Origin of the sequence: Staphylococcus sp. HMSC62D11 (assembly GCF_001839145.1) — a bacterium.
Lineage (GTDB): Bacteria > Bacillota > Bacilli > Staphylococcales > Staphylococcaceae > Staphylococcus > Staphylococcus lugdunensis.
Map to the genome: position 1 here is coordinate 18103 of NZ_KV840201.1, position 12944 is coordinate 31046.

The following is a 12944-nucleotide window of genomic DNA, read 5'->3' on the forward strand; positions in this document are numbered from 1 at the left end:
AAATCCTATATCAGGGTATAAAATTTAGCACATAACTCTTATTGGAAAGTAGGCGACAAACATAACTGGTAGACATCTTGAAAGCGCGTTTAAAATGTACCGAGAGTGTGACAATAAAGATGATGCTTTTGCAGAACTTGTGAATTTGTGGAAACCCATTATTATTAATAAGCTTAAAAAGGTAGATTATTACCTAAATGATATCGACGATTTATATCAAGAGGTCTTAATTAAACTTTACTTGGTCATTGATCGCTATGACACACAACAAGATAAACCATTTGAGTATTATGTGAATTGTGTTATTAGGTCAGTTAAATATGATTATTTACGTAAACAATATGCCTATCATAAACGAATACAAAGCATGATTAAAGAGAGTCGTGTAAACGTATATTACAATCAACATGTGAATCCTGTTGAAATAAAAATGTTACAACGCGCAGATTTAATGAATATATTTGAACACACGAAGTATTTTACTAAGGTAGAAAAAAGGGTGTTTTACGCGCTGATTGCAGGATATAAACCATTAGAAATTGCACGAATACTTAAGTTACAACGCAAAGCGGTTTACAATAGTATACAACGTTGTAAAATGAAATTATATAAAGTGATATTAAAGACTACGGAATGAGTTTTATTGGTCATATTGTTTCATAGCTTCGTTTGACATTTAAGCCTAAATATAGGTATAGTATATTGGTATTAAAATGTGTAAGGGTGAATAAATGTGAAAAAAGTCCCTTTAAATTGCGATGTTTGTGGCAATAGAAATTATCATGTTCCAAAGAAAGATGGCTCAGCATCAAGGTTAACACTTAAAAAATATTGTCCAAGATGTAACTCACATACAGTACATAAAGAATCGAAATAATACTTTTAGTGCTATGAAAAGTGGTTATTCGATGTTGCAACATGAGACAACGTATAGGCTAGTTAATGAGTGAGAGTATGGAGGTTGTTTTTGATGGCTAAAGACAAAAACAAAGAAAAAGATAACTTTTTCAAAGGCGTTAAGTCTGAAATGGAGAAAACAAGTTGGCCAACGAAAGAAGAGTTATTCAAATACACTGTTATTGTAGTATCTACAGTGCTATTCTTTATGGCTTTTTTCTATGTTTTAGATATCGGTATCGGAAATCTTATTGAATTATTTAGATAAAAGTAAGGAGTGACAACATGTCTGAAGTAGTTGGTGCTAAACACTGGTATGCAGTGCACACATATTCTGGATATGAGAATAAAGTTAAAAAGAATTTAGAAAAAAGAGTCGAATCAATGAATATGACAGAACAGATTTTTAGAGTTGTCATACCCGAAGAGGAAGAGACTCAAGTCAAAGATGGCAAAGCTAAAAAAGTAGTTAAAAAGACATTTCCAGGATACGTTTTAGTGGAACTCATCATGACAGACGAATCATGGTATGTCGTGCGAAATACTCCTGGCGTTACTGGATTCGTTGGTTCTGCAGGCGCAGGATCTAAGCCGAATCCATTACTACCTGACGAAGTTCGTTTTATATTAAAACAAATGGGTCTTAAAGAAAAAACAATAGATATAGAATTAGAGATTGGCGAGCAAGTGCGTATCAAATCAGGTCCGTTTTCTAATCAAGTTGGAGAAGTTCAAGAGATTGAAGCAGATAAATTTAAATTAACTGTGTTAGTAGATATGTTTGGCAGAGAAACACCAGTAGAAGTTGAATTTGATCAAGTAGAAAAGCTTTAAAGTAAAGCCTCAATACTGGAACTGTGTTAATAATTGTTGAACGCTTTAAATGTTGAAATATTACTATTGATTTTTGTAACGAAAAGGTGTTAAAATAATGTGGTCGCGTTTTTAAGACGCTCATTTCGTCACGAAATGTTTGAGTGGGAGGGCAAAACTGAGCCCTGTGACCACATCACGATATCAAGGAGGTGCACATCGTGGCTAAAAAAGTAGAAAAAGTAGTTAAATTACAAATTCCTGCAGGGAAAGCAAATCCAGCACCACCAGTTGGACCAGCATTAGGTCAAGCAGGTGTGAACATCATGGGATTCTGTAAAGAATTCAACGCACGTACGCAAGAACAAGCAGGTTTAATCATTCCGGTAGAAATCAGTGTATATGAAGATCGTTCATTTACATTTATTACAAAAACTCCACCGGCTCCAGTACTACTTAAAAAAGCAGCTGGCGTAGAAAAAGGTTCAGGTGAACCTAACAAAACTAAAGTTGCTACAGTTACTAAAGAACAAGTACGTGAAATTGCTAATTCTAAAATGCAAGATTTAAACGCTGCAGACGAAGAAGCAGCTATGCGTATTATTGAAGGTACTGCTCGTAGCATGGGTATTACTGTAGAATAATTAAGAATTTAAACTTGAAATGAATTGATAGACGATAACAGCAGATAACGAAATGGCAACCAACGCTATTGTCTTCGATGGATTTAAGTGAAATTGGGTGAACATCGTCTCCCAAAATTAACATAGATATCATCAGTTATCTGCTCTTAACTTGTGTGATACGCAAGTGAAATGTGGGAGGAAATTCCGCTAAAACCACTAAAGGAGGAAGAATAATGGCTAAAAAAGGTAAAAAGTATCAAGAAGCAGCTAGCAAAATTGATCGTACGCAACACTACAGTGTTGAAGAAGCAATTAGCTTAGCTAAAGAAACTAGCGTAGCGAACTTTGATGCATCAGTTGAAGTTGCATTCCGTTTAGGTATTGATACACGTAAAAATGATCAACAAATCCGTGGTGCAGTTGTACTACCAAACGGAACTGGTAAATCACAACGTGTATTAGTATTTGCGAAAGGTGATAAAATCACTGAAGCAGAAGAAGCAGGCGCAGATTATGTAGGTGAAGCAGAATATGCTCAAAAAATCCAACAAGGTTGGTTTGATTTCGATGTAGTTGTTGCTACACCTGACATGATGGGTGAAGTTGGTAAATTAGGTAGAGTATTAGGACCAAAAGGTTTAATGCCTAACCCTAAAACTGGCACTGTTACGATGGACGTTAAAAAAGCTGTTGAAGAAATCAAAGCAGGTAAAGTTGAATACCGTGCTGAAAAAGCAGGTATTGTTCACGCTACTATCGGTAAAGTTTCATTTGATACTGATAAATTAATTGAAAACTTTAACGCATTACAAGACGTTTTAGCAAAAGCAAAACCAGCTTCAGCTAAAGGTACTTACTTCAAATCCGTTGCTGTTACTACAACAATGGGTCCTGGCGTTAAAGTTGATACTTCATCATTTAAATTATAATTATATAATGACTTCAAAGACTGGCAACTTTTGCTAGTCTTTTTTTAAAAAACGATTGACATATTACAATAACAACGTTATATTAATTATTGTGATTATTTTACCTAAGACAGTAGGAGTTAATTATAGCTTAAAAATCAATCCTACCGAGGCTAAAATTGACTTGAACGTGATGATTAATTGATCTTTCAAGCACTTTTTGCCGTGGGTAGAAAGTGCTTTTTTTATTGCTATTAAAAAAAGCACCGAACAAATTTAAATGGAGGTGTCTGAATGTCTGCTATCATTGAAGCAAAAAAACAACTTGTTGACGTTATTGCTGATCAACTTAAAAATTCAGTATCAACTGTCGTTGTCGATTACCGTGGTTTAACAGTTGCAGAAGTAACAGAATTGCGTTCACAATTACGTGAAGCTGGTGTTGAGTATAAAGTATACAAAAACACAATGGTTCGTCGTGCAGCTGAACAAGCAGGTATCGAAGGCTTAAACGATTTCTTAACAGGTCCTACAGCAATTGCAACTTCAACTGAAGATGTTGTAGCACCAGCGAAAGTTATCGCAGGTTTTGCAAAAGAACACGAAGCTTTAGAAATCAAAACAGGTGTCATGGACGGTAGTATTATATCAGCAGAAGAAGTTAAAACTGTTGGTTCATTACCTTCACACGACGGTCTTGTATCTATGCTTTTATCAGTATTACAAGCTCCAGTCCGCAACTTCGCTTATGCAGTTAAAGCTGTTGGAGAACAAAAAGAAGAAAGCGCTGAGTAATTGCGCATAAATTTTAAAATAACGGAGGAATTATAAAATGGCTAATCAAGAACAAATCATTGAAGCAATTAAAGAAATGTCAGTTTTAGAATTAAACGATTTAGTAAAAGCAATTGAAGAAGAATTTGGTGTAACTGCAGCAGCTCCAGTAGCAGCAGCAGGTGCAGCTGGTGGCGGAGACGCAGCAGCAGAAAAAACTGAATTTGATGTTGAATTAACTTCAGCTGGTTCATCTAAAATCAAAGTTGTTAAAGCAGTTAAAGAAGCAACTGGCTTAGGATTAAAAGATGCTAAAGAATTAGTAGATGGCGCTCCTAAAGTAATTAAAGAAGGCCTTGCTAAAGACGAAGCTGAAAAACTTAAAGAACAATTAGAAGAAGTAGGCGCGACTGTAGAATTAAAATAGTTCTCTCGTCTAAACTTAATATAGGTTAAGATAAATGAGATACATCGTTTGAATGTAGGAAGACTTAACCTAAATGCTTTGAGAAATGAAAACCCCGTTATCACGATAACGGGGTTTAGTTCATTTTCAGAATACAGTGGTACTTAATTAACGCATCCAAGTAGTTCAAGAAAAATGAAAAAATACACGAATAATATGTACTTTTTATGCTCATGACGTAAAAATACACGGTGATAATTCTTTAATACAAATCTATAAAGGAAAGGGGTGGGCTTATGAGTCATTATTATGATGAGTGCCCAGACGTTAAAAGTAATCAACAAACCATTGTTTACTCATATCAGCACGATAAATTACAGCTAGTGACAGATGCAGGTGTTTTTTCTAAAGATAAGGTAGATTTCGGCTCTGACTTGCTAATTCAAACGTTTTTGAATGAACATCCGCCTGGTCCGAGTAAGTCGATTGTTGATGTTGGATGTGGATATGGTCCTATTGGCCTAACCATAGCAAAGGTCTGTCCGCACCATAAAGTGACAATGCTTGACGTTAACCAACGCGCATTAGCACTAGCTGAAAAAAATAGTAAGCATAATCAAATTGATAATATCATTATTAAAGAAAGCGATGGTCTTTCTGCAGTAAAGCATAACGCTTGTGATTATATTTTAACTAATCCGCCAATTAGAGCTGGTAAAGAAGTTGTTCATCGAATTTTTGCTGAAGCATATGACAGGTTAAGGACACAGGGTGAGCTGTTCGTTGTCATACAAAAGAAACAAGGTATGCCATCCGCTAAAAAGAAATTGGCTGAACTATTTGATAATGTAGAAGTCGTCACAAAGAATAAAGGATATTATATATTAAGAAGTTCAAAAGGTTGATTTAATATTCGTATTCTGATATAGTTATAAAATGTAAAAATTTATGTTCAATAAGTGTGTACTTTTACCTAATAAGAGTAAGTGGAACAGGAATAACATGAAACGGAAATGGTGTCATCTTTAGTGTTGCCGTTTTCTTTTTGTCTTGTTAGCACACTTTTAAATGGACGGTAGCACACAATATTTGAGGGGTGAATCTGTTTGGCAGGTCAAGTTGTCCAATATGGAAGACATCGTAAACGTAGAAACTACGCGAGAATTTCAGAAGTATTAGAATTACCAAACTTAATAGAAATTCAAACTAAATCTTATGATTGGTTCCTAAAAGAAGGTTTACTAGAAATGTTCCGTGATATCTCACCAATTGAAGATTTCACAGGTAACCTATCATTAGAGTTTGTAGATTACAGATTAGGTGAACCAAAGTATGATTTAGAAGAATCGAAAAATCGTGACGCTACTTATGCTGCACCTCTTCGTGTTAAAGTGCGTCTCGTTATAAAAGAAACAGGTGAAGTTAAAGAGCAAGAAGTATTTATGGGAGACTTCCCATTAATGACAGATACAGGTACGTTTGTTATTAATGGTGCAGAGCGTGTTATTGTATCGCAATTAGTACGTTCACCATCCGTTTACTTTAATGAAAAAATTGACAAAAACGGACGAGAAAATTATGATGCTACAATCATTCCTAACCGTGGTGCCTGGTTAGAATACGAAACAGATGCTAAAGATGTTGTCTATGTTCGTATTGATAGAACTCGTAAATTGCCATTAACTGTCTTGTTACGCGCATTAGGCTTTTCAACTGATCAAGAAATTGTTGAGTTGTTAGGCGATAACGAATACTTGCGTAATACATTAGAAAAAGACGGAACAGAAAACACTGAACAAGCGTTATTAGAAATTTATGAACGTTTACGTCCTGGTGAACCACCAACAGTTGAAAATGCAAAAAGTTTATTATATTCTCGCTTCTTCGATCCGAAACGCTATGATTTAGCAAGCGTTGGACGTTATAAAGCGAACAAAAAATTGCATCTAAAACACCGTTTATTTAATCAAAAATTAGCAGAGCCTATCGTAAACAGCGAAACAGGTGAAATTGTTGCTGAAGAAGGTACTGTATTAGATCGTCGCAAATTAGACGAAATTATGGACGTTCTTGAAACAAATGCGAATAGTGAAGTATTCGAATTAGAAGGAACAGTAATAGACGAACCGGTTGAAATTCAATCAATCAAAGTCTATGTACCAAATGATGAAGAAGGTCGTACAACAACGATAATTGGTAATGCTTTACCAGATTCAGAAGTGAAATGTATCACACCTGCAGATATTATTTCTTCTATGAGTTACTTCTTCAACTTATTAGCTGGCATTGGTTACACGGATGATATCGATCATTTAGGTAACCGTCGTTTACGTTCAGTTGGTGAGTTATTGCAAAACCAATTCCGTATTGGTTTATCAAGAATGGAACGTGTTGTGCGTGAAAGAATGTCAATTCAAGATACAGAATCTATCACACCACAACAATTAATTAATATTAGACCAGTTATTGCATCAATTAAAGAATTCTTTGGTAGTTCTCAATTATCACAATTCATGGACCAAGCTAACCCATTAGCAGAATTAACACACAAACGTCGTTTATCTGCGTTAGGACCTGGTGGTTTAACACGTGAACGTGCACAAATGGAAGTTCGTGACGTGCATTATTCTCACTATGGCCGTATGTGTCCGATTGAAACACCAGAGGGTCCAAACATTGGTTTGATTAACTCATTATCTAGTTATGCGCGTGTCAACGAGTTTGGCTTTATTGAAACGCCTTATCGTAAAGTAGATATTGATACAAATGCAATCACAGATCAAATTGACTACTTAACCGCTGATGAAGAAGACAGTTATGTCGTTGCACAAGCGAACTCTCGCCTTGATGAAAATGGTCGTTTCTTAGATGATGAAGTAGTATGCCGTTTCCGCGGTAATAATACTGTTATGGCTAAAGAAAAAATGGACTACATGGATGTATCTCCTAAACAAGTTGTTTCAGCTGCGACAGCATGTATTCCATTCTTAGAGAACGATGACTCTAACCGTGCATTGATGGGTGCAAACATGCAACGTCAAGCAGTTCCGTTGATGAACCCTGAAGCGCCGTTCGTAGGAACAGGTATGGAGCATGTTGCTGCTCGTGACTCTGGTGCTGCGATTACTGCAAAATACAGAGGTCGTGTAGAACACGTTGAATCTAATGAAATCCTAGTGCGTCGATTAATTGAAGAAAATGGAAAAGAATATGAAGGCGAACTTGATCGCTATCCATTAGCGAAGTTTAAACGCTCTAACTCTGGTACATGTTATAACCAACGTCCAATTGTTTCTATTGGCGACGTTGTAGAATACAATGAAATTCTAGCTGACGGTCCATCAATGGAGCTTGGTGAAATGGCATTAGGCCGCAACGTTGTAGTTGGTTTCATGACTTGGGACGGCTATAACTATGAAGATGCTGTCATCATGAGTGAACGTTTAGTCAAAGATGACGTTTACACATCTATTCATATTGAAGAATATGAATCAGAAGCACGTGATACGAAATTAGGACCTGAGGAAATCACACGTGATATTCCTAACGTCTCTGAAAGTGCACTTAAAAACTTAGACGATCGCGGTATTGTTTATGTAGGTGCAGAAGTTAAAGATGGCGATATTTTAGTAGGTAAAGTAACGCCTAAAGGTGTCACAGAGCTAACAGCTGAAGAACGTCTATTACATGCAATCTTTGGTGAAAAAGCACGTGAAGTGCGTGACACTTCATTGCGTGTACCACATGGTGCTGGCGGTATTGTGCTAGATGTTAAAGTCTTCAACCGTGAAGAAGGAGATGACACACTTTCTCCAGGTGTTAACCAATTAGTACGCGTATATATTGTGCAGAAACGTAAAATACACGTTGGGGACAAAATGTGTGGTCGTCATGGTAACAAAGGTGTCATTTCTAAGATTGTTCCAGAAGAGGACATGCCTTATTTACCAGATGGACGTCCAATTGATATTATGTTAAACCCACTTGGTGTGCCATCACGTATGAACATTGGACAAGTTCTAGAGTTGCATTTAGGTATGGCTGCTAAAAACTTAGGTATTCATGTTGCGTCACCAGTATTTGATGGTGCGAACGATGAAGATGTATGGTCAACAATTGAAGAAGCTGGTATGGCACGTGACGGTAAAACCGTATTATATGATGGCCGTACAGGTGAGCCATTCGACAACCGTATCTCAGTCGGAGTTATGTACATGCTTAAACTTGCACATATGGTTGATGACAAATTACATGCTCGTTCAACAGGTCCATACTCATTAGTTACACAACAACCACTTGGTGGTAAAGCACAATTTGGTGGACAACGTTTCGGTGAGATGGAAGTATGGGCACTTGAAGCTTATGGTGCTGCCTATACATTGCAAGAAATCCTTACTTATAAATCTGATGATACGGTAGGCCGTGTTAAAACATACGAAGCTATCGTTAAAGGTGAAAACATTTCTAGACCAAGTGTTCCTGAATCATTCCGTGTATTGATGAAAGAACTTCAAAGTTTAGGTTTAGATGTGAAAGTGATGGATGAGCACGATAACGAAATCGAAATGGCAGATGTTGAAGATGAAGATACAACAGAGCGCAAAGTAGATTTGCAACAAAAAGATGCGCCACAATCTCAACAAGAAGAAACTGCTGATTAGTCAATATATTAGATATAAGGAATGGTGTTAGGACCAAGTGCTACGGATGTTTAAACATAATGTGTTTTGAGTTGCATCCATCCTAACCTTTCCTTAATTTCAATAGATGTAAATCAATCAAATGGCACAGCTAATCTAAATTGAAGGAGGTAGGCTCCTTGATTGATGTAAATAATTTCCATTATATGAAAATCGGTTTAGCCTCACCTGAAAAAATTCGTTCATGGTCATATGGTGAAGTGAAAAAACCAGAAACAATTAATTATCGTACGTTAAAACCAGAAAAAGATGGCTTATTCTGTGAGAGAATATTCGGCCCAACTAAAGATTGGGAATGTAGTTGTGGTAAATACAAACGTGTGCGTTATAAAGGCATGGTTTGTGATAGATGTGGTGTTGAAGTCACTAAATCTAAAGTTCGTCGTGAAAGAATGGGACATATTGAATTAGCAGCTCCTGTATCTCATATTTGGTACTTCAAAGGTATCCCAAGTCGTATGGGTCTGTTATTAGACATGTCTCCTAGAGCATTAGAAGAAGTTATCTATTTCGCTTCATATGTTGTTGTCGATCCAGGTCCAACTGGTTTAGAAAAGAAAACTTTATTATCTGAAGCTGAATTTAGAGACTACTATGACAAATATCCAGGACAATTCGTTGCTAAAATGGGTGCAGAAGGCATTAAAGATTTATTACATGAAATTGACCTTGATGAAGAGCTTAAGCAATTACGTGATGAATTAGAATCAGCAACTGGTCAAAGATTGACACGTGCAATTAAACGTTTAGAAGTTGTTGAATCTTTTAGAAATTCTGGCAATAAACCTGAGTGGATGATTTTAGATGTACTTCCAATTATTCCACCAGAAATCCGTCCTATGGTTCAATTAGACGGGGGCCGTTTTGCTACAAGTGACTTAAATGACTTATATCGTCGTGTCATTAATCGTAATAATCGTTTAAAACGTTTATTAGATTTAGGTGCGCCTGGTATTATCGTGCAAAATGAAAAACGTATGTTGCAAGAAGCAGTAGATGCTTTAATTGATAATGGACGACGCGGACGCCCAGTTACTGGACCAGGTAACAGACCTTTGAAATCTCTTTCTCATATGTTGAAAGGTAAACAAGGTCGTTTCCGTCAAAACTTACTCGGTAAACGTGTTGACTATTCAGGACGTTCAGTTATCGCAGTAGGTCCAAGCTTGAAAATGTACCAATGTGGTTTGCCAAAAGAAATGGCGCTCGAATTGTTCAAACCTTTTGTTATGAAAGAGTTAGTACAACGTGAAATTGCCACAAACATTAAAAATGCGAAAAGTAAAATTGAACGCATGGATGATGAAGTTTGGGATGTATTAGAAGATGTTATTAGAGAACATCCGGTTCTGTTAAACCGTGCGCCTACGCTTCATAGACTAGGTATTCAAGCATTTGAACCAACATTAGTAGAAGGTCGCGCAATTCGACTTCACCCACTTGTAACAACAGCTTACAATGCGGACTTTGATGGTGACCAAATGGCTGTTCACGTACCATTATCTAAAGAAGCTCAAGCAGAAGCACGTATGCTTATGCTGGCTGCACAAAATATTTTGAACCCTAAAGATGGTAAACCAGTTGTTACGCCATCACAAGATATGGTATTAGGTAACTACTACCTTACTTTAGAGCGCAAAGATGCAATTAATACTGGTGCTATTTTTAACGATACAAACGAAGTGTTAAAAGCATATGCCAATGGCTATGTACACTTGCATACACGTATCGGTGTACATGCTGGGTCATTTAACAACCCGACATTTACTGAAGAACAAAATAAAAAAATCTTAGCTACATCTGTAGGTAAAGTCATTTTTAATGAAATTATTCCAGAATCATTTGCGTATATTAATGAACCATCACAAGCAAATTTAGAAGACAAAACACCTGATAAATATTTTGTTGATCCATCACAATTAGGTGAAGGTGGACTTAAAGCATTCTTTGAAGAACAAGAATTGACTGAGCCATTCAACAAAAAATTCTTAGGTAATATTATTGCTGAAGTCTTTAATAGATTTAGCATTACTGATACATCAATGATGCTTGACCGTATGAAAGACTTAGGTTTCAAATTTTCATCAAAAGCAGGTATTACTGTAGGTGTCGCAGATATCGTTGTATTACCAGACAAAAAAGATATCTTAGATGAACATGAAAAACTTGTTGATCGAGTAACAAAACAATTCAATCGTGGTTTAATAACAGAAGATGAACGTTATAATGCAGTCGTTGAAATTTGGACAGATGCTAAAGACCAAATTCAAGGCGAATTAATGCAATCACTTGAGAAAACAAACCCAATCTTTATGATGAGTGATTCAGGTGCGCGTGGTAACGCATCTAACTTTACGCAATTAGCTGGTATGCGTGGTTTAATGGCTGCGCCATCAGGTAAAATTATTGAGTTGCCAATCACTTCTTCATTCCGTGAAGGTTTAACCGTATTAGAATACTTCATTTCTACCCATGGTGCACGTAAAGGTCTTGCCGATACAGCGCTTAAAACAGCTGACTCTGGTTACCTTACTCGTCGTCTTGTTGACGTTGCACAAGATGTTATTGTACGTGAAGAAGACTGTGGCACTGACCGTGGTTTACTTGTATCTGATATTAGAGAAGGTACAGAAATGATTGAACCGTTTATCGAACGTATCGAAGGTCGCTATTCTAAAGAAACAATTCGTCACCCTGAAACGGATGAAATTATCATTCGTCCTGATGAATTGATTACAGCTGAAATCGCGAAGAAAATTACCGATGCAGGTATTGAGCAAATGTACATCCGTTCAGCATTTACTTGTAACACACGTCACGGCGTATGTGAAAAATGTTATGGTAAAAACCTTGCGACAGGTGAAAAAGTTGAAGTGGGTGAAGCAGTTGGAACAATTGCTGCTCAATCAATTGGTGAACCAGGTACGCAGCTTACAATGCGTACATTCCACACAGGTGGTGTAGCAGGTAGCGATATCACTCAAGGTCTTCCACGTATCCAAGAGATTTTCGAAGCGCGTAATCCAAAAGGACAAGCTGTGATTACTGAAATCGAAGGTGTTGTTGAAGATATTAAATTAGCGAAAGACCGTCAACAAGAAATTGTTGTTAAAGGCGCAAACGAAACAAGATCTTACCTTGCTTCAGGTACTTCAAGATTAAAAGTAGAAGTAGGACAATCAGTTGAACGAGGAGAAGTATTAACAGAAGGTTCAATTGAGCCGAAAAACTTCTTAGCTGTGGCTGGTTTAAATGCTACTGAAAGTTACTTGCTTAAAGAGGTACAAAAAGTTTATCGTATGCAAGGTGTAGAAATCGATGATAAACACGTTGAAGTAATGGTTAGACAAATGCTACGTAAAGTGCGTATTATCGAAGCTGGCGACACTAAATTATTACCAGGTTCACTTGTAGATATTCACCACTTTACAGACGCAAACCGCGATGCATTTAAACAACGTAAACGCCCAGCAACAGCCAAACCAGTGTTGTTAGGTATTACTAAAGCATCTCTTGAAACAGAAAGCTTCTTATCAGCGGCTTCATTCCAAGAAACAACACGTGTCCTTACAGATGCAGCTATCAAAGGTAAACGTGATGACTTACTTGGACTTAAAGAGAATGTTATTATTGGTAAACTTATCCCAGCTGGTACAGGTATGAGACGATACAGTAGCGTTAAATACGATAAAACCACTGTTCCAGTAGCTGAACAAACAGAAGAACAATTAACAGACAAATAATAAAATTGACTGGGACATTTCCTGAAAAATTAGCTAGTAAATGCGGTTTTTGTAACGTCATTTACTAGCTATTTTAT

At 36.7% G+C, this 12944-nt stretch carries 11 protein-coding genes and 1 other annotated feature; all 11 genes read left to right on the forward strand.

What is annotated here, in order from left to right; genetic code table 11:
• Positions 1 to 94 precede the first annotated feature (94 nt).
• The 11 genes from HMPREF3267_RS11015 (at position 95) to rpoC (ending at position 12867) form a co-directional block, all read left to right on the forward strand.
• Positions 95 to 637 carry a sigma-70 family RNA polymerase sigma factor gene (locus HMPREF3267_RS11015; RefSeq protein ID WP_062078501.1) on the forward strand — a complete coding sequence of 181 codons (543 nt, stop codon included), beginning with the start codon at positions 95 to 97 and terminating at the stop codon, positions 635 to 637.
• Positions 638 to 733: 96 nt separating this feature from the next.
• Positions 734 to 877: a 50S ribosomal protein L33 gene (rpmG, locus tag HMPREF3267_RS12405; RefSeq protein WP_002459944.1), complete on the forward strand. Its 144-nt coding sequence runs from the start codon at positions 734 to 736 to the stop codon at positions 875 to 877.
• Positions 878 to 970: 93 nt separating this feature from the next.
• Entirely contained in the window at positions 971 to 1165 is a 195-nt protein-coding gene (secE, locus tag HMPREF3267_RS11020; protein WP_002459943.1) for a preprotein translocase subunit SecE, read from the forward strand.
• A 17-nt stretch (positions 1166 to 1182) separates the two neighbouring features.
• Positions 1183 to 1731 carry a transcription termination/antitermination protein NusG gene (gene nusG / locus HMPREF3267_RS11025; RefSeq protein WP_002459942.1) on the forward strand — a complete coding sequence of 183 codons (549 nt, stop codon included), beginning with the start codon at positions 1183 to 1185 and terminating at the stop codon, positions 1729 to 1731.
• A gap of 200 nt (positions 1732 to 1931) precedes the next feature.
• Positions 1932 to 2354, forward strand: coding sequence for a 50S ribosomal protein L11 (gene rplK / locus HMPREF3267_RS11030; RefSeq protein WP_002459941.1), 423 nt, complete (start codon positions 1932 to 1934; stop codon positions 2352 to 2354).
• Between the two features lie 215 nt (positions 2355 to 2569).
• Positions 2570 to 3265, forward strand: coding sequence for a 50S ribosomal protein L1 (gene rplA / locus HMPREF3267_RS11035; protein WP_002479465.1), 696 nt, complete (start codon positions 2570 to 2572; stop codon positions 3263 to 3265).
• An 85-nt stretch (positions 3266 to 3350) separates the two neighbouring features.
• Positions 3351 to 3499: a sequence feature (ribosomal protein L10 leader region), on the forward strand.
• A 39-nt stretch (positions 3500 to 3538) separates the two neighbouring features.
• Positions 3539 to 4039, forward strand: a complete 501-nt coding sequence (gene rplJ / locus HMPREF3267_RS11040; RefSeq protein WP_002459939.1) for a 50S ribosomal protein L10 — start codon at positions 3539 to 3541, stop codon at positions 4037 to 4039.
• Between the two features lie 37 nt (positions 4040 to 4076).
• Positions 4077 to 4445 carry a 50S ribosomal protein L7/L12 gene (rplL, locus tag HMPREF3267_RS11045; RefSeq protein ID WP_002459938.1) on the forward strand — a complete coding sequence of 123 codons (369 nt, stop codon included), beginning with the start codon at positions 4077 to 4079 and terminating at the stop codon, positions 4443 to 4445.
• A 275-nt stretch (positions 4446 to 4720) separates the two neighbouring features.
• Positions 4721 to 5329 carry a class I SAM-dependent methyltransferase gene (locus HMPREF3267_RS11050; RefSeq protein ID WP_070823890.1) on the forward strand — a complete coding sequence of 203 codons (609 nt, stop codon included), beginning with the start codon at positions 4721 to 4723 and terminating at the stop codon, positions 5327 to 5329.
• A 201-nt stretch (positions 5330 to 5530) separates the two neighbouring features.
• A complete protein-coding gene (gene rpoB, locus HMPREF3267_RS11055) occupies positions 5531 to 9085 on the forward strand; it encodes a DNA-directed RNA polymerase subunit beta (RefSeq protein WP_002459936.1) in 3555 nt (1184 codons plus the stop codon).
• A 185-nt stretch (positions 9086 to 9270) separates the two neighbouring features.
• On the forward strand, positions 9271 to 12867 hold the full coding sequence (gene rpoC, locus HMPREF3267_RS11060; RefSeq protein ID WP_161510814.1) for a DNA-directed RNA polymerase subunit beta': 3597 nt from the start codon (positions 9271 to 9273) through the stop codon (positions 12865 to 12867).
• The last annotated feature ends 77 nt before the right edge of the window (positions 12868 to 12944 follow it).